Consider the following 24,392-nt stretch of genomic DNA (forward strand, 5'->3'; position numbering starts at 1 on the left):
AAGGGGGATTTTTATGCCAAATGGTATATTTGAAGAATTAAAAAAACTAGATTGTGTAGAAGCTATTGCATTAGGAGGCTCAAGAGCATCAGAAGTGTATGATGAAAATTCTGATTATGATGTATATGTTTATATAACAGATAATATTGATGAAACAATACGAAAAGAAGTATTGTCTAAATATTGTAGTTATATTGAAATTGGAAATCATTTTTGGGAATATGAAGATAATTGTGTATTAAATAATGGAATTGATATTGATATTTTGTATCGTAATTTAGATGATTTTTGTGAAAAAATAGAAAATGTAGTAGTACATTGTCAAGCTGCAAATGCTTATACTACTTGTATGTGGCATAATTTAATAAATTGTGTGATATTGTATGATAAAAATAGCAGACTAGAAGCAGCAAAGAAAAGATTTAATGTACCATATCCTAAAAAACTCAAAAAAGCAATTATAAAAAGACAAATACAATTAATGGATAGTGCTATGCCAGCATATAAAGTACAAATAGCAAAAGCGGTAAAAAGAAAAGATTTTGTAAGTATAAATCATAGAGTAACAGAATTTTTAGCTTCCTATTTTGATGTACTATTTGCATTAAATGAAAAAACACATATAGGAGAAAAACGTCTTGTAGAATGGTGTAAAAATAATTGCATGATACTGCCAGAGGACTTTGAAAAAAATATAAATAGATTGTTTCACAGTATGTATTGTGAAAATGAAAATATTGTAATAGATGATGTCAATAGAATAATAGAATGTATTAAAAAAGTAATTGATGTTGAAATAGAAAAATAATAATATAAAAAAGAGCATATTTTGTAATATGTTCTTTTATTTTTTCTAAAACTTTATAAAATCATGTTTTTACAATGCTGTTGATGATATTAATTGGTTGTTTGTTTCTATAAATTAGTAGAAGAAATAATTCTTTTTTTGTAATAATTACATCAAAAAAACTAAAATAATATTTAATACATATTTTAAAAAATTTTTTAATAATAAGATATTATTGAATAAAAAGGAATAATTTAAGAGCATTTACTTTGTATTTTAGTAAAATGATATATAAAAAGAGCCTTTTTTCAAAAAAATGAAAAGGCTCTTTTGTTACTTTCTATTGCTGTTATAACGTTAAAATGTTTTAAAATTGAAGGTTTACAATATTATACAATATTACCAATTTATGGAGATGAGGGGAATTGAACCCCTGTCCGAAAACCTCTCCATAAGGACTTCTCCCATCACAGCTTTTCTTTTGACATTCCTTCAGAATATCGCCGAAGAGCAGGCTATATTCTTCAGTAGCTTCATAAATCTTTTCTGTTGGCAAAGCTTACAACAGAAAGTGCATCACCTGTCGACGCCAGACCCTCTAGCGGTGATAGACTAGAGGCTGACGAGCAGCACTTAGGCTGCCATTAAAGTATAATCTTTGTCTTTTCTTTTTAAAGTTTTCGGTTTGATATGCAGTTACCGAGACTGCAGATGGCTATCCCTACTTTCAAAATTCCCGTCGAAACCATTACATCCCCTTATACTAAAAATATATTATAATCAATTTGATGTTAAAAAATTATAGAGTTAAATTTCTAATTTTAAAATCTTTTTCTGCTTGGCGGCGTTGGTCATTTTTGGCTATAGTTTGCCTTTTGTCATAAAGTTTTTTACCTTTTGCGACACCAATATCTACTTTTACAAGACCTCTATCAAAATATACTTTTAAAGGTACAACAGTATATCCTGTAGCCTGTATAGCACTAAAAATTTTTCTGATTTGGCTTTTGTGCAAAAGCAACTTTCTGGTACGCAAAGGATTTTTATTAAAAACATTACCTTGTTCGTAAGGACTTATGTGCATACTATAAAGAAGAGCTTCCATATTTTCAATACGAATAAAACTTTCTTTTAAACTGCATTTGCCTTGACGAAGGGATTTCACTTCTGTTCCAGTGAGGGCAATACCAGCCTGAAAAGTTTCTTCAATAAAATAATCATGGTATGCTTTTTTATTTTGAGCGATAAGCCTTTTTGTTTTTTCTTTTGCCATAATAACACCTTTTTCTGCATACAAATCAATTATAATCGTTTTTTATTATATCATAGTTATAAAAAAAAGCAAGTAACAAAAATATTACAAAAAGTATAATATTTTGCAAAAAATAAAAAAGCACTTTGTAAAAATAAAAAAGTGCTTTTTTAAATCTTAATAATGTTTTATATTAAGGTATTAAGCGTTTACATCGACACGATTAACAATCGGAATAGTATTTATTTTTTCATAAGAGATTTGTGCTTCTTCTGGAGTATGTTCTACTTCGTTGAACTCTTCTTGATATAGATTTATTTTGATATTTTGTATAGACTGTGCTACACTCCATAGTTGACGTACTTTTTCCATTGTTTCTTCATCGACGTGGGTATCTTGATGTATAATGCTTTCTTTGTTTGACGTCATAAAAACCTCCTTTAAAAATAATTTTATTGTTTTTGTAAATTAAGATATAAATTTAGAAAAATATAAATTTACAAAAAGATAAAATGTACCAATACGAAACGAGAAAATTTTATGAATAGAAAATAAAATTTATATAGAAAGTATATCATAAAATAATTAAAATGAAAAGATAGAATAGTAAAGTTTGCTATTGCTTTATGTATATGTAGTAATTTAACTATAGAAATATATATTAAATAAAATAAATATAGAAATAAAAAATTATAGAAAAATAAAAAAGGGATTGCTTTTTTTAAAATGAGGTGATATAATATATTACCGTGAGTACAGGCAGTCCGCTGTGATACAAGGGGTATCATAAGAATGTCTATGAGGAAGGGAGGAAACAAAAATGGATATGATAAAAGAATTAGAAAAAGAACAACTTAAAAGTAATATTACACCTTTTAATGTAGGAGATACTATTCGTGTTTATGCGAAAGTTGTAGAAGGTACAAGAGAAAGATTGCAGATGTTCGAAGGCGTTGTGATTAAAAGACAAAACGGCGGTATTAGAGAAACATTTACAGTAAGAAGGATTGCTTCTGGTGTAGGTGTAGAAAGAACATGGCCTTTACACTCCCCAAGAATTGACCGTATTGAAGTAGTAAGACGTGGTATTGTAAGACGTGCAAAACTGTTCTACTTGAGAGATAAAGTTGGAAAAGCTGCAAAAGTAAAAGAAGTATTGAGATAATCAAAAATAAGAGCCTTGATGGGGAAAACATCAAGGCTTTTTTTCGTATCTATTGTATGTGTAAGGAGAAAAAAATAGTATGACAGAGAAAAAAGAAATTCATTGGACAATACAATTAATAATGGTTGTTGTGTTTGTTTTTATATTGAGAACATTTATATTTGGAACAATTACAGTGAAAGGTTCTTCTATGGAACCTAATTTTCATCATGGAGATTTTGTAATAGTGAATAAATTGGCATATCATGTAGGAGAACCGCAAAAAGGAGATATTGCAATATGCTGGTTGGATTCTGGCAATAGGAGAGAAAATATTATAAAAAGAGTGATAGGAGTACCAGGAGATGAAATAGATATGCAAATAAGAGAAAAAGGTTGGGAGTGGGAGTATGTTTTGTATATCAATGGAGAAGAACAAAAAGAGAAGTATATAGCAGAAGCAATGCAGCAGGCAGGTACAATAAAGTATCCTTTTGTAGTAGAGGAAGGCTGTTATTTTGTTATGGGAGATAATAGAAATGCAAGTACAGATAGTAGAGAAGCAACAGTTGGAGCAATTCCAAAAGAAAATATAAAAGGTAAAGTTATTTTTAGAATATATCCTTTTGATAATGTAGGAACAATAAAAGAAATGAAAGAAAGGTGATAATAATATGAATATACAATGGTATCCAGGACATATGACAAAAACAAAAAGAATGATGATGGAAAATATATCATTAGTGGATATTGTAATAGAATTGGTAGATGCAAGAATTCCATATAGTAGTAAAAATCCAGATATAGACGATTTAGCAAAAAATAAATATAGAATAATATTGTTAAATAAATGTGATTTAGCAGAACAAAAAGCTACAGCACTATGGGAGCAATATTATAAACAAAAAGGATTTGAAGTAATACAAGTCAATTCTATAAAAGGAATAGGAATGACAGAAGTTACAAATGCAGCAAGAGCATTAATGAGAGAAAAAATAGAAAGACAAAAAGCAAGAGGTAGACTTTTTGTACCTATACGTAGTATGATAGTAGGAATACCTAATGTAGGAAAATCTACATTTATCAATAAATATGTAGGAAAAACTACAGCAAAAACAGGAGATAAGCCTGGTGTTACAAGAGGAAAACAGTGGATAAAATTGAAAAAAGACTTTGAACTTTTAGATACACCAGGAATATTATGGCCTAAATTTGATGATAAAGAAGTTGGATTAAAATTAGCTTTTACAGGAGCAGTAAATGATGACATATTAGATTTGATAACATTAGCAACAGAATTAATCAATCATCTTTTGATAAGACATAGTGAATTGCTTCAAAATCGTTATCAAATTTTATTTGATACTATAGAAGAACCCCATATCATATTAGAAAAAATAGCCATTGCAAGAGGTTTTAAACAAAAGGGAGGAGAGCCTGATATTGATAGAGCTTCTAAAATACTTTTAGATGAATATAGAGGAGGAAAATTAGGTAATATTACATTAGAATTACCAGAAGATTTAGAAGCAATTTCATAATAGGAATAGTATAGAAATGTTTATGAAATTATTAGAAATGCTTGTTGGTATCAAAAAAATACTTATTGTAAAAAAAGCAATAGAATATTAATAATTTATGCTGTAAAAAAATATTTCATTGCAAGCTATAAAAAAGTATAATAAAAATTATAAATGAGGAGAAGATGTATTATGTTGGAACATATCAAATCAAAACAATTGACAATAGCTGAAGTATTATCTATTGCAGCAAATATTTATAAAAAAAATATAAAAACAATTACATTTGTTGGCTTTTTCATTATTGTACCATTGTTTTTATTCAATCAGTGGATAGTGTCTAAAACAATCGTTAATTTAAGTTATTTGTATGATAATGTAATGGATATAGATATGGCAGCACAAGTAAATGTTATAAAAAGTGTATCACTTTATAATATGGTAATATCATTGGTGCAAATGGTAGTACAACCTTTGGCAAGTGTTACTATAATATGGGGAGCAGTTAATGTTGTAAAAGAACAAAAAAGCAGTGCAAAAAACAATTTTTTATATAGTTTTTCAAAAGCACCAGCAGCTATTTGGACAACTTTTTTGCAGGTTATTTTTTTATTTTTGATAATATTTCCTTTTTTAATTATTGCATTAAGTAGTATTTTCAGCAAAATATTATTTATTATCTTTATTGCTGCTTGTGTTTTAGTAATTGCTTATTTTAGTACAATTTGGATATTTTCGGATTGTGTTGTTATGATACAAAATATAAGTGGTTTAAGAGCATTAGCAGCAAGTAAAAGAGCATCTCAAATCCGTTTTTTAGAAACACTTTTGTATGTTATAATATGCAGTATGACAATATTTTTTTTAGAATTGTATACAACAGGAATTTTAGAAAAGGTATCAACATTTATGTCTGATAGTGTTTATATGCTATGTTGTATGATTTGGAGCTTTTTAAAATATATATTGCTTGATGGATTTTTTATAATGATTTTGGTAGTGTTATTTTTAAATCGCATTTGGTACAATACAGAAAATACAACTTATATCAATGAAGTAAAAAAAGAAATGTTGTCACAAATAGAACAAAAAAATACAGTTGATTTAAAAAAAGAAATAGTAACAGAACAACAAAATAAGAGTGATTTGGAAAAAATACCAAAAATGGAACAACAACATACCATTGATTTAGAAAAAACGTCAGAACAAAAATCAGAACAACAACAAGATGAAAAAAGTAATATAGAAAAGCACTAAAAATAAAATCAAAAAGAATGGTTTTTTCAAAAATATTTACTAAATTTTGTGCAAAAACATACTATTAAAAAAGAGCAGATTTTGATATAATAAATAAATATCACTCTGCTTTTTTGTATAATATTTGTATAGATAACAGTTTAAGGGGGAAACCGTATTGTATTCTAATGGAAAAACATTTACAAATGATGAAATGAAGTATTTACAACTTCTTTCTCAAAGTTATAGTAATATTAATAGAGCAAGTTCTGAAATTGTAAATTTAAAAGCAATATTAAATTTGCCAAAAGGTACAGAACATTTTGTTTCTGATATTCATGGAGAATTGGAGTCATTTCGTCATGTGTTAAAAAATGCTTCAGGCGTTATAAAAAATCATATTGAAGATATTTTTGGGGCAACATTGAGAGAAGCAGAAAAAAAATCATTGGCAACATTAATATATTATCCTGAGCAAAAATTGGAACAAGTAGCAAAAGTAGAAACAGATATGAAAGATTGGTATAAAATTACATTACATAGATTAATACATATATGTAAAGTAGTGTCTTCTAAATATACCCGTTCTAAAGTAAGAAAAGCACTACCTCAAGATTTTGCTTATATTATAGAAGAATTGCTTCATGAGGATAGTATTGGTAGTGATAAACAAATGTATTATTCAGAAATTATTAATACAATTATAGAATTGTATCAAGCAGATAGATTTATCATAGCTATGGCACATTTAATACAAAGATTGTCTATTGACCAGCTTCATGTTATAGGAGATATTTATGACAGAGGACCTAATGCAGCTAAAATAATGGATATATTGTCAGGGTATCATTCTGTAGATATACAGTGGGGAAATCATGATATATCATGGATGGGAGCAGCAGCAGGCTGTCAAGCATTGATTTGTAATGTATTGCGTATACAGGCAAGATATGCTAATTTAGATACGATAGAAGAAGACTATGGTATTAACTTGATACCACTAGCAACGTTTGCTATGGAACAGTATGCAAATGACCCTTGTACCCATTTTGAACCCAAAAGTATAGAAGGTGTTCTTTCTGATAAAGATTTTAATATGATTGCAAAAATGCACAAAGCTATTGCTATAATGCAGTTTAAATCAGAAGCAAAAATAATAAAAAGACACCCAGAGTTTCATATGGAAAATAGACTTTTGTTAGATAAAATTGACTTTGAAAAAGGAACTGTTGAAATAGATGGTGTAGTATATAAAATGAATGATACTAACTTTCCTACAATAGACCCTCAAGACCCTTATGCTTTTACAAAAGAGGAAGAGGAAGTAATGGCAAAAATAAAATCTTCATTTGTAAATAGTGAAAAATTACAAAAACATACTAGATTTTTATTTTCAAAAGGAAGTATGTATAAAGTATTTAATTCTAATCTTTTGTTTCATGGCTGTATTCCTATGAATGAAGATGGTTCTTTGAAAAAGGTAACATTTCAAGGAAGGCGTTATGTAGGAAAAAGTTATTTAGATGCAGTAGAACGTTCTGTAAGAGAAGGCTATTTTAATGAAGCACATACAGAGTCAAAAAGAGCTTGTATTGATTTGACGTGGTATTTGTGGTGTGGAGAAGACTCTCCTCTTTTTGGCAAGAAGAAAATGACAACATTTGAACGCTATTTTATAGATGATAAACAAGCACATACAGAAGTAAAAAATCCTTATTATAATTTAAGAAATGATGAAAGTGTTTGTGAAACAATATTAGCTGATTTTGGATTAGTGCCAAAAGACTCCCATATTATAAATGGACACGTACCTGTAAAAGTAAAAAAAGGAGAAAGTCCTATCAAAGCAAATGGAAGACTGATAGTGATTGATGGAGGTTTTGCAAAAGCATATCAAAAAGAAACAGGTATTGCAGGATATACTTTAATATATAATTCACATGGGCTTTTACTTGTTTCACATGAACCATTTGAGTCTACAGAAAATGCTATATTGCAGGAAAGAGATATTTTTTCATCAAAAGTAGCATTACAATATTCTAAAGAAAGGATACGTGTAAGAGATACAGATAATGGAAAGAATATACAAAAAAGAATTGGCGATTTGCAAAAATTGCTTTTTGCTTATAGAAGTGGTATGATAAAAGAAAGAGAAATGTAATAAAATCAAAAGACATTGAAGTAATTTATTGCTTCAATGTCTTTTTTACAGTGTTACAAAAATTTAAAATTAGAAATAGGATATTTATGGTATACTATAAAAACAAATTTGTTATCATACACTTCAAAAGAATTAAGTACTATAAAAAAATGAGGTAGTAAATTATGAATGAGAAAGCATTAAAAAAATTAGAATATGATAAAATAATAAAAAAATTAGCTTCTTTTGCTGTGTCACCTATGGCAAAAGAAAGAATAGAAAATATGCGTCCTTATACTGCAATGATAGATATTACAGCAGCACAACAGGAAACAACAGAAGCAGTTTCTATGATATTGAGAAAGGGAACATTGACATTAGGAGGATTTCGAGAAATCAGGCCACAAATGAAAAGAGCAGCAATGGGTGGCATATTGTCTATGGAGGAATTGATGAATGTAGCAAGTTTTTTGTATGTTTGTAGGAGGGCAAAAGACTATGCTAAAAATGAAAATAAAGCAGAAAGTTATGAAAAATTAGATGCTTTGTTTGAATTGATTGTTACAATACCACATTTGGAGAATGAAATTACAAGATGTATATTGTCTGAAAATGAAATGTCAGATACAGCAAGTAGTGATTTGAATAAAATCAGAAGAGAAATTAAACTGTCAAATGAAAAAGTAAAAGACCAGTTAAATACTATCATTTCATCTTCTGCTTATAGAAATATGTTGCAAGACCCTGTAATTACTATACGAAATGATAGATATTGTGTTCCTGTAAAAAGTGAATATCGTACTACATTTCAAGGTATGGTACATGACCAGTCAAATACAGGTTCTACAGTATTTATAGAGCCTTTAAGTGTTGTACAAATCAATAATAAAATAAAACAACTACAAATAGAAGAAAAAAAGGAAATAGACAAAATATTAGCAGAACTTTCTACAATGGTGACAGAACAAAAAGAATTACTGGAAGCCAATATGGAAATTATGATACATTTAGATTTTGTATTTGCAAAAGCAAATTTATCTCTTTCTATGAATGGTACACAACCATTGTTTAATTTAAAAGGATATATCAATATACAAAAGGCAAGGCACCCTTTGTTGGATAGTAAAACAGTAGTACCAATTAGTATTTATTTGGGAAAAGATTTTAGTACATTGCTCATTACAGGGCCAAATACAGGAGGAAAAACAGTTGCATTGAAAACATTGGGATTGTTTACACTTATGGGACAGTCTGGATTGCATATACCTGCATTTGACCATTCTCAGTTAGCTGTATTTGATAATGTATTTGCAGATATTGGAGATGAACAAAGTATAGAGCAAAGTTTAAGTACATTTTCAGCACATATGAGTAATATTGTTACAATATTAAAAGAGGTAACACATTATTCTCTAGTATTGTTTGATGAATTAGGGGCAGGTACTGACCCTACAGAGGGGGCGGCTCTTGCTATGGCTATAATAGAGTCACTTCATAAAAGAAAAATCAGAACAGCAGTAACAACACATTATAGTGAATTGAAAGTGTATGCTTTGTCTACAGAGGGCATAGAAAATGCTTGTTGTGAATTTGACATTGAAACTTTAAGACCAACTTATCGTTTATTAATAGGAATACCTGGTAAAAGTAATGCTTTTGCAATATCAAAACGTTTGGGACTTTCTGACGAAATTATTGAAGGAGCAAAAGAATTTATTAGCCATGACGAAGCAAGATTTGAAGATGTGATTACAGATTTGGAAATTAGTAAAAAAACAGTAGTGTATGAACAAGAAAGAGCAGAACAGTATAGAAAAGAAGCAGAAAGATTAAAAGAGGAAGTGGAGTATCAAAAAAATAAAACAAGAGAACAAAAAGAAAAAATTATAATGAAAGCAAGAGAAGAAGCAAAACAAATTTATCAGCAAGCAAAAGAAGAAGCAGACCATATTATAAAAGAAATGAATAAAGAAGCTAAAAATGCTTCTAATAGGCAAAAACTTACAGAACAACGTTCACAATTAAAAGCAAAATTGTCTAGTATGCAAGAAGCGTTTTTAAAATCGCCTAAAAAGAAAAATACCCATAAAGCACCAGAACATTTGGAAATGGGGGATAGTGTTTATGTTATATCATTTGACCAAAATGGTACAGCATTAACTGCACCAGATAAAAATAAAGAGGTTATGGTACAAATGGGAAGTATGAAAATAAAAGTGCCTTTGTCAGAATTAATGCTTGATGATACACCAAAACCAAAAACACAAACAAAACAAAAAAATATTTCTACAAAAGTAAAGGCAGGAAAAAGTCAGTATATTTCAGCAGAAATTGATTGTCGTGGACAGCTGGTGGAAGAAGCACTTGGAAATATAGATAAATATTTAGATGATGCGTATTTATCTGGATTAAAACAAGTGATGATAATACATGGCAAAGGTACAGGAGCATTAAGAAGTGCAGTACAAGTATATTTAAAAACAAACACTCATGTCAAAAGTTATAGAGCTGGCGTTTATGGAGAAGGGGAAATGGGTGTTACAGTAGTAGAATTAAAATAAAAAGTTTTTTGGGTGAAAAAGAATAATAGGGAGGTAGGAAGTATGGCAGAAAAGAAAAAAATAATGGTAGTAGATGATGACCAGCATATAGCAGAATTAATTTCATTGTATTTAATAAAAGAAGGATATGAAACAATGGAGATATATGATGGTCGAGAAGCATTAGAAAAAGTGGATAATTTTCAGCCTGATATGATGCTTTTAGATTTAATGCTACCAAGTATGGACGGCTATAAAGTTTGTACAGAAATACGAAAAAAGAGCGATATTCCTATTATTATGTTAACTGCAAAGGGAGAAACATTTGATAAGGTGTTGGGATTAGAATTAGGTGCAGATGATTATATTGTAAAACCATTTGACTCTAAAGAATTAGTAGCACGTGTAAAAGCGGTATTGAGAAGATATGAACAAGGTAGTGAAAAAAAAGAAGAAAACAACAAAAAGTTAGTATTTCCTAATTTGGAAATTAACATTTCAAATTATACTGTAGAGTATTATGGTGAAAATGTAGATTTTCCTCCAAAAGAGTTTGAATTACTACATTATTTGGCACAACATCGTAACCAAGTATTTACAAGAGAGCAATTACTTGATAGAATATGGGGATATGAGTATATTGGAGATACTCGAACAGTAGATGTGCACATTAAAAGGATACGTGAGAAGTTAAATAAAAAAGAACAAAATTGGAGTGTCAAAACAGTTTGGGGAGTAGGATATAAATTTGAAGTAAAATAGTCAAAAATTTGCCCTATGGAAAAATCATAGGGCAGTATTATTATTGTTTTGGCTTATTTTCTGTAATAGTGTTTTCATTTTGATTTTGTTGATTTTGTTCGTTTTGTTTTTGTCTTTGTATCATTTCATTTTGTTTTATTTTCATGATATTGCCTATGCGAAGTGTAATGCAGAGGGCATACATCAATAAAAGAAGCTGTGAAAATTTGTCTATGTTTGACCAATTTGTAGTAAAAGCTAAATAGACAGCAAAGGCAAATAATATGACATCAATAAAATTTTTCCTTTCTATTTTTTTCATAACATTTTATAAAGAAACTGATAATATTGTTTCTTTTCTCCTTTCTTAAAAAATAATGGTTTGCTTTGTTTATGGATAAACTAATTTTAGTATACTATTTTTTTGCATAAAAGCAAATGTAGTTTTTTTTGGAGGCATTTTAAATATGAAAATAAAGTCGATATTTACAAAACAGCTTTTACTTTATGTCGGAACATTGATTGCGACGTTTATGCTAGTGGGAATTATACTTTCATTGGTATATACACAGCATTATATGGACGAAAGAAAAGAAGAGTTAATTCATCAGGGAATGAAAATATCAAAAGAATATAAAAAAGCATTTTTTACGGGAGATTTAAGTAAATTAGACTATGAATTGCAAGTGTTAGAGGGATATATGGCAGCAAGTATATTTTTTATAGATAAAAAAGGTGTTGTTGTACTGACTTCTCCTGGTATTAATGATGAATGGATAGGGCAAGCAATTACAAATCAAAAAGTAATTGAGAGTGTATTAGAGGGAAATATTGTAACATTAGAAGGAAAAATTAACGGTATGTTTGATGAAGCAGTATTAACAGTAGGCTATCCTTTGCAGACAGAACAAATTGCAGGAATATTTATGTGTACATCTATGCCAGAAATAGAGCGTTCATTGCAAGGAATGTATAAAATGGGATTTTATATATTGGCGGCTGTTATGGGAATAGGTATGATATTGGTATATGTGTCAAGCAAAAAAATAACAAGTCCTCTTTTGCAAATGAATGAAGCTGCAAAAGTGATTGCAGGAGGAAATTTTGAGCAAAGAGTAGAAATTAGTAGTGAAGATGAAGTTGGACAACTAGCGGAAAGTTTTAATCATATGGCAGAAAGTCTGGATAAATATGAAAAAGTGAGAAGAGATTTTATAGCAAATGTTTCACATGATTTGCGTTCTCCTCTGACATCTATACAGGGATTTTTGGGAGCGATATTAGATGGAACAATACCAAAAGAAAAACAAGAACATTATTTGAATATTGTGTTAGAAGAAACAAAAAGGCTGACAAAATTAACAAATGATATTGTAGAATTAAGTAGAGCACAAACAAGTACAATTACATTAGAAAAAAAGCGTTTTAATATTAATGATTTGATAAGAGAAGATATAGAACGTTTGGAGCCAAGACTAAAACAAAAAGATATTAAAATCAGTGCTATGTTTGCAGAGAAAGAAACATTTGTATGTGCAGATAGAGATAAAATAGCAAGAGTAATTTATAATTTGGTAGATAATGCAATTAAATTTTCAAATGAAGGGGAACAAATAGAAATAGAAACAGCATTAAAAGAAAATAAAAAATTGTTGGTGAGTGTAAAAGACTATGGAAAAGGAATTAATAAAGAAGATGTAAAATATGTTTTCGACCGATTTTATAAAGTAGATAGTTCACGAGGAAAAGATAAAACAGGGAGTGGTTTAGGGCTTTCTATTGTAAGAGAATTTTTGTTAGCACATGGAGAAAATATAGCTGTAAAAAGTGAAGAAGGAAAAGGCACTACATTTTTGTTTACCTTAAAATTAGCAGAGAAAGAAAATAAATAATTAAAAAAGACATTGAAATTTTTGTGTTCAATGTCTTTTTTATATTATGATATGATATTAGAGTTATCATTTTTGGAATGATATTCAGCTACTAAATCTGCTAGTGTAGTATTGTCTACAATATCATCAATTGCTGTTTTCATTTTTTGCCATAATAAAAGAGAGGCACAAAAATCAGCACGTTTACAATTTGAGTGTTCTAAACAGTCCACAGGAGAAAGAGAGCCTTCTAATATACGAAGAATAGTACCTACAGTAATTTCAGAAGGATTTTGTATTAAAGCATATCCTCCCTGTGCTCCTCTAAAACTTTGTACTAAGCCAGCTTTTGTAAGAGGATTAATAATTTGTTCTAAATATTTTTCAGATACTTCTTGCTGTTGAGCAATCATTTTTAGAGGCATATGCCCTGATTTTTCATATTGCAGTGCTAAACAAAGCATAAGACGAATACCATAACGTCCTTTTGTAGATATTTTCATACTGTTTCTCCATTTCATATTAATAGTATCAATTTTGTAGATGAGATATAATTGACTACTACAGTATATCACATATTTTTCCATATTGCAATAAAAATCATGCTAAAAATATGGGAATTCTGAAAAATAACATAGCATTAGTATAGAAACAATATATTAAACAATTTATATAGTTTCTTCCCAACCTTTGCAAACATCAATCCATTTTTGACAGTTTCCATATTGAAATAGTTCATCACAAGTTAGTTCAATGGCAGAATTACTGCTTCCTGCAGCAGGAAATACTGTATCAAAACGCTTTAGAGAAATGTCTGTATAAGTTTTTACAGTATCAGGTACAGCAAAGGGACAAACACCACCTATAGCATGACCAGTAAGAGAAAATGTTTCTTCTGGAGAAAGCATTTTTGCTTTCATAGAAAATTCTGCTTTAAATTTTTTGTTATCAATTTTAGCATCTCCAGCAGCAGCAATAAGTATACAACTATCACCAGACTGAAAAGCAAGTGTTTTTGTAATACGAGCAGGTATTACATGAGCTGCTTCTGCAGCTAATTCCACTGTAGCAGAAGAAGTTTCAAATTCTAGTATATCGTTTTCCCTTCCAAATTGTTTAAAATATGATTTTACTTTTTCAATAGACATAATAAAAATGCTCCTTTCGTCATATATAAAAAATTTTTTAAATACAATGTTTTTTGAGTGCTTCCCAATAAGAATAGGGAATGTGTAAATTATTTTTTCCTACACCAATGTGTATATTAGGTCTGTTTTTGCCATGAAAGTCGCTACCACCACTATAAAGTAAACCAAGCTTGTCTGCTAATGCAGTTATTTTTTGGCTTTGCTCTAAAGAATAAGAAGAATATTGTGTTTCTATAGCGTTTAAGCCATAACTTTTTAATTCTTTTACAAGAAATTCTATTTCATTATAATCCATATGATATAAAGTGGGGTGAGCTAATACTGCTACACCACCAGAATTTTGTATTGTTTGTATACAAAGTGCAGGAGAAAGCGTTTGTCTTTGTACATAAGCAGGTCTGTTTGTAGAAAGATATTTTTCAAATGCTTCTTTTGTATTTTTAACAATATTTTTTTGTACTAAAACATTGGCAAAATGTGCTCTAGTAATAATATTTCCTGCTGCATTTTGCTGTATTTGTTCATAAGATATGTCAAATCCTAGTTGATTAAGAGCATAAATCATTTTTTCATTGCGAATTTGACGAGCTTCTACAATATCTTTCATTCGTTTTATCAATACTTTTGCTGTAGGAGAAAAACCTAATCCTACAATGTGAATTTCTTGTTCGCTAAAATGGTTGTATTGTGTTGCAAATTCAATACCAGTAATCGTTTCTATGTGATACTTTTGTCCAGAATTCTGAAATGCTTCTAAACCATCTATAGTATCGTGGTCAGTTAAAGCGATAGCACGAAGTCCTCTTTTTTTTGCTTTTATTACAATTTCTTCTGGAGAAAAAGTACCATCAGAAAAATAAGAATGGCAATGGAGGTCTATCATAAAAAACACTTCTTTCTAATATTTCGTATCAATTCAAAATAGTGTAACATTTTTTAATTACTTTTTCAACATAGCATAATATATTTTTGTATATCATAAAATAAAATAAAAACGGGAGGAAAAGCTGTGGAGAAAAAAGAAAAAAAACAGAGTATAAAAAAGAGGGAAAATGTAAAAACAAAAAAAGAAATGGGAAATAGTCAAATTTTATGTATGCTGAAGGGTATTGTAATAGCATATGCAGTTACCTGTATTATATTTATTACATATGGTATTGTTTTAACTTATACAGATGTAACGGAGGAAAAATTGCCTTTGATAGCACTATGTTGTACTGTAGTGTCAGCAGGTATTGCGGGATTTGATTGGGCAAGATGTGCTAAAGCGAGAGGAATATTATGGGGCATATTGGCAGGACTTACTTATGGAATAATATTGTTTGTGTTAGATGGCATTGCAGGAAGTGGATTTAGTGTAGTAGGGTCAAAAGGGCTTATGATACTTTTGGCAGCAGCAGGAGGAGGCGTAGGAGGTATTTTAGGAATTAATATGAAAAAGGGTTAAAAACTATTTTCAAAAATAATATTTCATGCTATAATAGCATAGTGTTTACAAATTTTGTTTTTAAGGAGGGTTTATACAGAATGAAACATATAAAGACATTAAATACAAAAATGTTAAAAAAGACAGTAGCAACTGGAGGCTGTGGAGAATGTCAAACATCTTGTCAGTCCGCTTGTAAAACATCTTGTACCATAGCAAATCAGTCCTGTGAGCAAAAATAAGTAAGAGTAAAAAAAGGACACAAGAAGGCTGTTTTCCATGATAGAAAATAGCCTTTCTTTTTGTGTTATGAATATAGTAGGAGGAAAAAAATATGATACATAAATTTTGTCAAAATGGTGTCAATATTGTAATGGACGTAAATAGTGGAGCAATACATGTAGTAGACGATGTGGTGTATGATTTAGCAGATATGTGGAAAGAAGTACCAAAAAACGCATTACAGTTGAAATTTCCGCAGTATGATATGGAACAAATAGAGGAAGCAGTAGAAGAATTATCTATATTAGAAAAAGAAGGTATGCTTTACACAGAAGATGACTATGAGCAAGTATTGCCAATGATGGAAAATAGAAATGCTGTAATAAAAGCACTTTGCCTCCATGTAGCACATGACTGCAATTTAAAATGTGAATATTGTTTTGCAGAGGAGGGAGAATATCATGGGAAAAGGGAATTGATGAGTGCAGAAATAGGGAAAAAAGCACTTGATTTTTTAATAGAAAATTCTGGTTCTCGTAAAAATTTGGAAATAGACTTTTTTGGAGGAGAGCCATTAATGAATTTTGAAGTAGTAAAAGAAATTGTAAAATATGGTAGAGAAATAGAAAATAAATATAATAAAAAATTTCGTTTTACTCTTACAACAAATGGTGTTTTGCTAGATGAAGAAAAACAGCAATTTATAAATGAAAATATGTATAATTTAGTGTTAAGCTTAGATGGTAGAAAAGAAGTCAATGATAGAATGCGTCCAAGGGCAGGAGGACAAGGTAGCTATGATGTCATTGTGCCTAAATTCCAAAAAATAGCAGAAAGTAGAAATCAAACAGATTATTATATTAGAGGAACATTTACAAAATATAATATTGATTTTTGTAAAGATGTAATACATATGGCAGATTTAGGATTTCAACAAATTTCAGTAGAACCTGTAGTAGCAGAAGAAGGTATGCCATATGCTATTACAGAAAAAGAATTGCCTATGATATATGAAGAATATGAAAAACTGGCAAAAGAAATATATGAAAGAAGAAAAAAAGGAAATGATTTTAATTTCTTTCACTTTAATATTGACTTAAGTGGTGGCCCTTGTGTTATGAAAAGATTAGTAGGCTGTGGCTCTGGTACAGAATATTTAGCAGTAACACCAACGGGTGAATTGTATCCTTGTCATCAGTTTGTGGGTATGCCAGAATTTAAAATAGGTACAGTGTATGAAGGTGTTACAAATATAGAAAAAAGAGAAATTTTTTCAAAATGTAATGTATATGCTAAAGAAGATTGTAAAAAATGCTGGGCAAAATTTTATTGTAGTGGAGGTTGTGCAGCAAATGCTTATCAGCAAAATGGAGATATATTAAAACCTTATGAAATTGGCTGTAAAATGCAAAAAAAGAGAATAGAATGTGCTATTATGATAAAAGCAAAAGAATTACTTGAGGAATAAAATATTGACGGAAATAATGAGTAGTAATATAATTATTTGTCAAAAGGCATTATCATAAAAATTTCATATGAACCAAGGAGGTTTTGGAATGAAAGGAAAAGGTGGCTTGATGCTCTTTGTAATGTTGATATTAGCGGGTGCTTTGGCATTTTTGTCTTATCAAGGCATAGGAGAGAACAAGCAAGGCAGTATTTGGAATATTAAACAAGGCTTAGATTTAAGCGGTGGTGTGCAAATATTGTATGAAGCAGATAAACAAGAAGTAACAGAGGAAGAAATGGCAGCAACAATTTCATTGATACAAGGAAGATTAGATTGGAACAACTGGACAGAGGCAGAAGTCGCAAGAGAGGGAGAAAAGCGTCTAAGGGTAGATATACCAGGTGTAGAAAATGCAGAAGAAGCAATCAAGGAAATTGGTCAAACAGCACAGTTGTCATTTACAGATGAAACAGGAAAGGTACTTTTAACGGGGGATATGGTAGCAGATGCTAGAAAACAAGTGGGACAAGTATCACAGCAAGGCGTTTCTGAGCCTTATGTTTCATTAGAATTTACAGAAGAAGGAAAACAGCTTTTTGCAGAGGCTACTAAAAATAATATAGGTAAACAGATTGCTATAGTATTAGATGATGAAATTGTAAGTGCACCAGTGGTAAATACAGAAATTACAGATGGAAATGCTATGATTACAGGACATTTTACACCAGAAGAAGCAGAAAAAACCGCTTCTTTGATAAGGGCAGGTTCATTGCCTTTTAATTTGAATATATTAAAAATGGAAAATGTAGGTGCTAGATTAGGCACAGATGCACTTTCTACAGGATTAAAAGCAGGAGCAATAGGCATTTGTATTGTATTATTGTTTATGCTGATAATATATAGGGCATTAGGATTTGCAGCAGATTGGGCATTGATTATTTATGTAGGATTAGAATTGGTAGCATTAAGTATGCTGCACGTAACATTGACATTGCCTGGTATTGCAGGTATTGTGCTTTCTGTAGGTATGGCAGTAGATGCTAATGTTGTAATATTTGAAAGAATGAAAGAAGAACTCATAGCAGGACATTCTTTGAGAGTGGCAGTACACAATGGTTTTTCAAGAGCATTACCTGCTATTATTGATGGTAATGTAACAACATTAATAGCAGCAGGGGTATTGTTTTGGCTGGGAACAGGTACAGTAAAAGGATTTGCTCAAACATTGATGATTGGTATTATACTTTCTATGTTTACAGCAATATTTATTACAAGAATGATATTACAAGGTATGATATATATTGGTGTAAATAATCCAAAATATTATGGATTACGTATGAAATAAGGGAGGCGAAAAATAATGAAAATCGTAGAAAACAGATTAAAATTTTTTGCGGTGTCGATAGTAATTATTTTAGCCGGCATCGTTGCAATGATAGTAAATGGAAGTGCAGGAAAAGGTATATTTAATTTTGGCATTGAATTTACTGGTGGTACTTCTATGAGTGTAACAGTAGGAGAAGAATTTTCAAATGATGATATTACAAAAATAATAGAAGATGTTACAGGGCAAAAAAGTCCTCAAGTGCAAAAAGTAATTGGTACAGATAGCGTTTCTATTAAAATGCAGTCTATAGATGGAGATACTAGAACAAAACTTTCAGATAGTATCAAACAAAAATATCAAAATGCAGTAATAGACTCTATAGTAGATGTTTCTGCAACAGTGAGCAAAGAAATGCAGATGACAGCAATAAAGGCGGTTTTAATTGCCTGTATTTGTATGTTGATATATATTTCTATTCGATTTAAAGATGTACGTGCAGGAGGTAGTGCTATTGTGGCATTGGTGCATGACGTTTTGATTGTTATGACTTGTTATGCAATATTTCGCATACCAGTAGATAATGCTTTTATAGCAGTGCTTTTGACAATACTAGGATATTCTATAAACTCTACTATTGTTATATTTGATAGAATTAGAGAAAATACACCAAAATATAGAAAAAATCAAACAACAGAAAAAATCAATAAAAGCATTAGCCAAACATTAGGCCGTTCTATAAATACTACATTGACTACGTTGTTTACTATTGGTGCAATATATATTTTGGGCGTACAAACGATTAAAGATTTTTCTTTGCCTATGATAGTGGGTATTATAGCAGGAGCGTATTCTTCTATATTTATTTCTGCTAGTGTTTGGTATATTCTTTTACCAAAAAATGAAAAATAAGTGTAAAAACAGACGTTTTATAGCGTCTGTTTATTTCATTTAGCATAAAAATAAAAAAGAAACAAAAATATGGATATAAATATAAAAAACTAATTGGATATATAAAGAGTGTATGTAAAGCAAAACAAAAATGTTTTAACTTATTATTTGAAATGTGTGATATTTTTTTTAATATACATGACAAAACAGATTAAAATACTGTAATAATGTTTTGGGTGAGGGGGGAACTTTTTTGGAAAATAGATGGATACTAAAAAGAACAAAAGCAGATATAAATAAAATGTCAGAAGTACTTGATATTAGACAAGCAACAGCTTGTGTATTGGCAAATAGAGAAATTAAAACAAAAAGACAGGCGGTAGCATTTTTAAAAGCAGAAAATGCAGCACTCTATGATGTTTTAGAACAAAATGCTATGAAAGATGCTCAAAAGGCAATGGAGTTGCTAGAAGAGGCAGTAACACAACACTATAAAATTGCAATATATGGTGATTATGATGTAGATGGTGTAACAAGTACAGCAATATGGTATAAAGTATTATGCTATTGTGGAGCAGATGTGATATATTATATTCCTCATAGACAAAAAGAAGGATATGGTTTAAATTTAGAAGCAATAGAAGAATTACATAAAAAAGGAATACAGTTGTTGTTAACTTGTGACAATGGTATTGCAGCAATAGAAGAAATTGAAAAGGCAAAAGAATTTGATATGACTGTTGTGATAATAGACCACCATGAAGCGGCATTTGATGAATGTGGAAATGATATATTACCTAAAGCAGACGCTATAGTTGACCCAAAACAAAAACAATGTCAATATCCTTTTAAAATGCTCTGTGCTGGAGGACTTTGCTATAAATTGGCATTGCTTTTTTTAAAAAGATTGCAAATCAGTAATGAAATACTAGAAAGAGAATGTCTTCATTTGGCAACATTAGCAACAGTTTGTGATATTGTAGATTTAATGGAAGAAAATAGAATAATAGTAAAAAAAGGGTTAAAAACAATGCCACAAACAACAAATATAGGATTAAAATCACTTTTGGAACAGACGAATTTGTATGGTAAAGAATTAACAGAATATCACATTGGTTTTATGATAGGGCCTTGTGTCAATGCAGCAGGAAGACTAGAAACAGCAAAAACGGCAGTAGCATTGTTTTGTGAAAATGATGAAAAAAAAGCAAAAGAATATGCACAGTATTTAATAGAGCAAAACAATAGTAGAAAAGATATGACACAAAAAGCAACAGAACAAGTGATAAAAGAAATAGAACAAAAAAATAGACAAAATGAAAAAGTACTTGTAATATATCAGAAAAATGTACATGAAAGTATTGCAGGTATTGTAGCAGGTAGAATAAAAGAGAAGTTTTACAGACCTACTATATTGATTACACAATCAGAAAATATGGCAAAGGGTTCAGGTAGAAGTATTGAAGGCTATAATATGTTTGAAGAATTGTATGCTTGTAAAGAATTATTTGTAAAATTTGGAGGTCACACTATGGCGGCAGGACTTTCACTACCTTATGAAAATATACAACAACTTCAAAAAAGATTAGAATGTAATTGTAAATTGACACAACAACAGCTTTTGCCTGTATTAAAAATTGAAAAACAATTGAATTTTGAAGAAATTGATATAACACTAGCAGAGGAATTAAGAAATTTAGCACCTTTTGGAAAAGGTAATCATGTACCTTTATTTGGTAGCAAAAATATTAAAATTGTAAAATATTTTTTGATAGGGAAAGAAAAAAATATTATAAAAATGATATTGGAGGAACAAAAAACAGGAATACAATTAAATGGAATATCATTTGATGGATACGATAAATTTTTAGAAATGATAAAACAATTGTATGGACAAGAAAATTGTGATAAAATGTTAGCGAATGGATATATTGAGCAAAATATGGATTTTGTATATAGTGTTAATATCAATACGTTTAGAGGGGAAAACAGTGTACAACTGCAAATAAAAGATTTTAGAGTAAGTCAGCAATAAAATGAGGAGGTTATTGAAGTGGTAGATTTAAAAAGTAAAATACGTTCTATACCAGATTTTCCACAAAAAGGGGTTATATTTAGAGATATTACAACATTGCTCAAAGATGCAGAAGGTTTGCAGCAAGCGATTGCACAAATGCACCAAAAAATAATAGATTTGGAATACGATGTGATATTAGGGGCAGAGTCTAGAGGCTTTTTGTTTGGTATGCCTATTGCATATAATGCAGAAAAAGGATTTGTTCCTGTGAGAAAAAAAGGAAAATTACCTGCAAAAACAATCAGTAAAGAGTATGAATTAGAATATGGTACAGCAATAATAGAAATGCACGCAGATGCTTTGAAAAAAGGACAAAAAGTAGTAATAGTAGATGACTTACTAGCAACAGGGGGAACAGCAAAAGCGATTGTAGAAATGATAGAAGAAATAGGAGCAGAAGTTGTAGCGTTGGACTTTTTGATAGAATTAGAAGGTTTAAAAGGTAGAGAAGTATTAAAAGGGTATCGTGTAGAGTCTGTGTTAAAATATTAAAATATTAAAAATATAATAAAGGGACAATACCAGTTTATCAGATATTAATAAGCCCCTCATATTTTTATATGAAGGGCACTTATTAATGTTATTTTCTATATCTGATTGTAAAATAGACTGATATTGTCCTTTGTTTCAAAAAAAGAATTAAGATATGCTTTGACAAAGTACAATAATTTTTTCTGGAGTGGTTTGAGCAGGTATGCTTCTTGTAGATGTAGTATAAATAACAACAAGATAATGATTTCCTAAATTTCCTGTAAATGTTTGACCATTTTCTAATAATATTTCTGTATTGTCTGTAATATTGAGTTGAAGTGCTTTGTCTTGACTGAGCAGATTAGAGTCAAAATAATCTACTTTTACATTTTTGTTTAGGTTATTTGAAGCAACGACACTAGCCTGTAAACGAGGAGGATAAATTAATACAGCAGGAGCATCTGCATCATAAAATACAGTAATAGACATACCTCTTGTAATATTGGCTTGATTGATAAAATAGGTACAAGGAGTAATGACGAAATTTGTAATGCGACCATTTTGGTCACGTACTTCAAAAAGTTTCGTACAGCCATCATCGTTTAAATTAGAAATATTTGTAACAGTACCTTGCAGTCCTAAAAAGCGAGAAGTTGGAGTAGATGGTGTTGAAGGTGTAGAAGGTGTAATGATTTCAACATTTCCACAAGAACAACCTGTTGTACCTGTCATAATATGGTTTGTATGGTTTGACATTTCATTAGCAGAAATTTTGCTTGATTTATTGTTATAATACATATAAAAAAACTCCTATTAAATTTGTTTAGTTATATGTATGCAAAAGGGCTCGTATAAGATACATTTTTTTTTAAATATTTTAATAAAATAAAGAAGGTGAAAATATTGTGTATAGAAAAGAAGCAAGCAAAAAAGGCATTTTTTATATTGGCAATTGCTCTTATAGTGTATGAATTAGTATTTCAATTTGTAGTATTTGGCATAGATATGATAGAAATAGGAGCATTACTTTTTTTATTTAATGACGTGCAATGGGAGCAAGCAACAGAGATTGTATATTATAGTGGTATAGCTTTGTCTATTAGTTCTGTAGTGGCAACAATTGTAACAGGATTAATATTAAGACAAAAACCTTGTTTTGATAAAAAACAAAAATGTACTATGAAAACGATGGTAATTTTTTATATATTAATGCAAGGATTGCAGTTATTGGGAAATTATATATTGTTGCCTGTAAATTTTATAGCATATCAAATGGGATATAATTTTGATGAAGCAATTAGTGTAGCAAGTGACAGTTCTGTGCTTTTTTCTGCATTTGTATATAGTGTGATAATAGCACCTGTAGCAGAAGAAATACTTTGCAGGGGCATCATAATGAAATACTTAGAAAAATATGGAAAAGCTTTTGCAGTATTAATTACAGCAATGCTTTTTGGACTGCTGCATCAAAATATTGTACAATTTTTTATTACAACAATGATAGGTATATTGTTTGGATATTTGGCACAAAAATATTCTCTTATGGCAGCAATAGTGCTTCATGTGTTAAATAATCTTTCTGTGGAATTAGTGGGAATGTTAGCAGAAAAGTATGATATTGTGTGGACATTGAATACAGCATTTTTAGTTTTTTGTACATTAGAAAGTGTTGTAATATTGTGGAAAAAAAGAAAAAGTATTTCTGCATTTTTTAAAGAAGAAAAAAGTGATAAGCCTGTTGTGAAATGGTTTTTTACAACACCATTGATGTTAGTGGTAATTTTTTATTTTATTCTATTTACAATAGCAAGTGTAACGCCATTTTAAAGCGTGAAAAGCTTGTAATAACAATAATAAAAGAGATTTTTAAAAAAAAATAAAAAAATTTGAAAAAAAGTGTTGACATTCTATTAAAGTTTTGTTATTATAAACAAGCAGTCGGTTGATTGCAAAAAAAATAAGGAAATAAAGTGTAAGCCCGAGTGGCGGAACTGGCAGACGCACAGGACTTAAAATCCTGCGGGGTAACACCCGTACCGGTTCGATTCCGGTCTCGGGCACTTTATATTATTTCCTTGCCCAGATAGCTCAGTTGGTAGAGCAGAGGACTGAAAATCCTCGTGTCACTGGTTCGATTCCGGTTCTGGGCACT

24 protein-coding genes, 2 tRNA genes and 1 other RNA gene are annotated in these 24,392 nt (G+C 29.9%); 19 read left to right on the forward strand and 8 right to left on the reverse strand.

Annotated elements, in window-relative coordinates:
* Positions 1-13: 13 nt before the first annotated feature.
* Entirely contained in the window at positions 14-808 is a 795-nt protein-coding gene (locus C820_RS06835) for a nucleotidyltransferase domain-containing protein (protein WP_004038713.1), read from the forward strand.
* Between the two features lie 386 nt (positions 809-1,194).
* On the opposite strand, the gene ssrA is transcribed toward C820_RS06835, so the two are convergent.
* The 3 genes from ssrA to C820_RS06850 form a co-directional block, all read right to left on the reverse strand.
* Positions 1,195-1,545, reverse strand: a transfer-messenger RNA (tmRNA) gene (ssrA, locus tag C820_RS06840).
* Positions 1,546-1,586: 41 nt separating this feature from the next.
* On the reverse strand, positions 1,587-2,060 hold the full coding sequence (gene smpB, locus C820_RS06845; RefSeq protein WP_004038711.1) for an SsrA-binding protein SmpB: 474 nt from the start codon (positions 2,058-2,060) through the stop codon (positions 1,587-1,589).
* 180 nt (positions 2,061-2,240) lie between these two features.
* The gene (locus tag C820_RS06850) at positions 2,241-2,468 is read right to left on the reverse strand and encodes a hypothetical protein (protein ID WP_004038709.1); all 228 of its coding nucleotides are present in this window, start codon (positions 2,466-2,468) and stop codon (positions 2,241-2,243) included.
* A 391-nt stretch (positions 2,469-2,859) separates the two neighbouring features.
* Between C820_RS06850 and rplS the strand changes: the two genes are divergently transcribed.
* The 7 genes from rplS (at position 2,860) to C820_RS06885 (ending at position 11,381) form a co-directional block, all read left to right on the forward strand.
* Positions 2,860-3,204, forward strand: coding sequence for a 50S ribosomal protein L19 (gene rplS, locus C820_RS06855; protein ID WP_004038706.1), 345 nt, complete (start codon positions 2,860-2,862; stop codon positions 3,202-3,204).
* 79 nt (positions 3,205-3,283) lie between these two features.
* A complete protein-coding gene (lepB, locus tag C820_RS06860; RefSeq protein ID WP_004038704.1) occupies positions 3,284-3,850 on the forward strand; it encodes a signal peptidase I in 567 nt (188 codons plus the stop codon).
* 7 nt (positions 3,851-3,857) lie between these two features.
* Positions 3,858-4,724 carry a ribosome biogenesis GTPase YlqF gene (ylqF, locus tag C820_RS06865; RefSeq protein ID WP_004038693.1) on the forward strand — a complete coding sequence of 289 codons (867 nt, stop codon included), beginning with the start codon at positions 3,858-3,860 and terminating at the stop codon, positions 4,722-4,724.
* 171 nt (positions 4,725-4,895) lie between these two features.
* Positions 4,896-5,960: a hypothetical protein gene (locus C820_RS06870; RefSeq protein WP_004038690.1), complete on the forward strand. Its 1,065-nt coding sequence runs from the start codon at positions 4,896-4,898 to the stop codon at positions 5,958-5,960.
* A gap of 193 nt (positions 5,961-6,153) precedes the next feature.
* Positions 6,154-8,100, forward strand: coding sequence for a fructose-bisphosphatase class III (locus C820_RS06875; protein WP_051057777.1), 1,947 nt, complete (start codon positions 6,154-6,156; stop codon positions 8,098-8,100).
* Positions 8,101-8,264: 164 nt separating this feature from the next.
* Positions 8,265-10,640 carry an endonuclease MutS2 gene (locus C820_RS06880; RefSeq protein ID WP_004038686.1) on the forward strand — a complete coding sequence of 792 codons (2,376 nt, stop codon included), beginning with the start codon at positions 8,265-8,267 and terminating at the stop codon, positions 10,638-10,640.
* A 42-nt stretch (positions 10,641-10,682) separates the two neighbouring features.
* Entirely contained in the window at positions 10,683-11,381 is a 699-nt protein-coding gene (locus tag C820_RS06885) for a response regulator (RefSeq protein WP_004038684.1), read from the forward strand.
* Positions 11,382-11,421: 40 nt separating this feature from the next.
* Here the strand turns inward: C820_RS06885 and C820_RS06890 are convergent, their stop codons facing one another.
* The gene (locus C820_RS06890; RefSeq protein ID WP_004038682.1) at positions 11,422-11,682 is read right to left on the reverse strand and encodes a hypothetical protein; all 261 of its coding nucleotides are present in this window, start codon (positions 11,680-11,682) and stop codon (positions 11,422-11,424) included.
* 145 nt (positions 11,683-11,827) lie between these two features.
* On the opposite strand from C820_RS06890, the gene C820_RS06895 reads away from it, so the two are divergent.
* On the forward strand, positions 11,828-13,252 hold the full coding sequence (locus C820_RS06895) for a sensor histidine kinase (protein WP_004038681.1): 1,425 nt from the start codon (positions 11,828-11,830) through the stop codon (positions 13,250-13,252).
* 44 nt (positions 13,253-13,296) lie between these two features.
* Here the strand turns inward: C820_RS06895 and C820_RS06900 are convergent, their stop codons facing one another.
* From C820_RS06900 to C820_RS06910, 3 genes are all read right to left on the reverse strand, one after another.
* Positions 13,297-13,734 carry an RrF2 family transcriptional regulator gene (locus C820_RS06900; RefSeq protein WP_004038679.1) on the reverse strand — a complete coding sequence of 146 codons (438 nt, stop codon included), beginning with the start codon at positions 13,732-13,734 and terminating at the stop codon, positions 13,297-13,299.
* Positions 13,735-13,899: 165 nt separating this feature from the next.
* Positions 13,900-14,379, reverse strand: a complete 480-nt coding sequence (locus C820_RS06905; protein ID WP_004038667.1) for a YbaK/EbsC family protein — start codon at positions 14,377-14,379, stop codon at positions 13,900-13,902.
* 37 nt (positions 14,380-14,416) lie between these two features.
* Positions 14,417-15,262 carry a PHP domain-containing protein gene (locus C820_RS06910; RefSeq protein WP_004038666.1) on the reverse strand — a complete coding sequence of 282 codons (846 nt, stop codon included), beginning with the start codon at positions 15,260-15,262 and terminating at the stop codon, positions 14,417-14,419.
* 126 nt (positions 15,263-15,388) lie between these two features.
* Between C820_RS06910 and C820_RS06915 the strand changes: the two genes are divergently transcribed.
* The 7 genes from C820_RS06915 to C820_RS06945 all read left to right on the forward strand — a co-directional run bounded on the left by C820_RS06915 (position 15,389) and on the right by C820_RS06945 (position 22,261).
* The gene (locus C820_RS06915; protein WP_004038663.1) at positions 15,389-15,826 is read left to right on the forward strand and encodes a TIGR04086 family membrane protein; all 438 of its coding nucleotides are present in this window, start codon (positions 15,389-15,391) and stop codon (positions 15,824-15,826) included.
* A gap of 80 nt (positions 15,827-15,906) precedes the next feature.
* Positions 15,907-16,047 carry a six-cysteine ranthipeptide SCIFF gene (gene scfA / locus C820_RS06920; RefSeq protein ID WP_004038662.1) on the forward strand — a complete coding sequence of 47 codons (141 nt, stop codon included), beginning with the start codon at positions 15,907-15,909 and terminating at the stop codon, positions 16,045-16,047.
* A gap of 92 nt (positions 16,048-16,139) precedes the next feature.
* Positions 16,140-17,495, forward strand: coding sequence for a thioether cross-link-forming SCIFF peptide maturase (gene scfB / locus C820_RS06925; RefSeq protein WP_004038659.1), 1,356 nt, complete (start codon positions 16,140-16,142; stop codon positions 17,493-17,495).
* A gap of 88 nt (positions 17,496-17,583) precedes the next feature.
* Positions 17,584-18,822, forward strand: a complete 1,239-nt coding sequence (gene secD / locus C820_RS06930; protein WP_004038657.1) for a protein translocase subunit SecD — start codon at positions 17,584-17,586, stop codon at positions 18,820-18,822.
* Between the two features lie 15 nt (positions 18,823-18,837).
* Complete coding sequence (secF, locus tag C820_RS06935; protein WP_004038655.1) at positions 18,838-19,713, forward strand: protein translocase subunit SecF; 876 nt, start codon at positions 18,838-18,840, stop codon at positions 19,711-19,713.
* Positions 19,714-19,945: 232 nt separating this feature from the next.
* Positions 19,946-21,727, forward strand: coding sequence for a single-stranded-DNA-specific exonuclease RecJ (gene recJ / locus C820_RS06940; protein WP_004038654.1), 1,782 nt, complete (start codon positions 19,946-19,948; stop codon positions 21,725-21,727).
* An 18-nt stretch (positions 21,728-21,745) separates the two neighbouring features.
* Positions 21,746-22,261 (forward strand): adenine phosphoribosyltransferase, encoded by a 516-nt coding sequence (locus C820_RS06945; RefSeq protein ID WP_004038653.1) that lies wholly within the window; start codon positions 21,746-21,748, stop codon positions 22,259-22,261.
* Positions 22,262-22,408: 147 nt separating this feature from the next.
* Here C820_RS06945 and C820_RS06950 read toward each other — a convergent pair whose 3' ends face one another.
* Positions 22,409-23,038 (reverse strand): hypothetical protein, encoded by a 630-nt coding sequence (locus C820_RS06950; RefSeq protein WP_004038651.1) that lies wholly within the window; start codon positions 23,036-23,038, stop codon positions 22,409-22,411.
* Between the two features lie 105 nt (positions 23,039-23,143).
* Between C820_RS06950 and C820_RS06955 the strand changes: the two genes are divergently transcribed.
* The 3 genes from C820_RS06955 to C820_RS06965 all read left to right on the forward strand — a co-directional run bounded on the left by C820_RS06955 (position 23,144) and on the right by C820_RS06965 (position 24,390).
* The gene (locus tag C820_RS06955) at positions 23,144-24,067 is read left to right on the forward strand and encodes a CPBP family intramembrane glutamic endopeptidase (protein ID WP_004038649.1); all 924 of its coding nucleotides are present in this window, start codon (positions 23,144-23,146) and stop codon (positions 24,065-24,067) included.
* A gap of 149 nt (positions 24,068-24,216) precedes the next feature.
* A tRNA-Leu gene (locus C820_RS06960) sits at positions 24,217-24,300 on the forward strand.
* 17 nt (positions 24,301-24,317) lie between these two features.
* A tRNA-Phe gene (locus tag C820_RS06965) sits at positions 24,318-24,390 on the forward strand.
* Positions 24,391-24,392: the final 2 nt, after the last annotated feature.

This window comes from Clostridium sp. MD294 (assembly GCF_000364165.2).
GTDB lineage: Bacteria > Bacillota > Clostridia > Lachnospirales > Anaerotignaceae > Coprocola.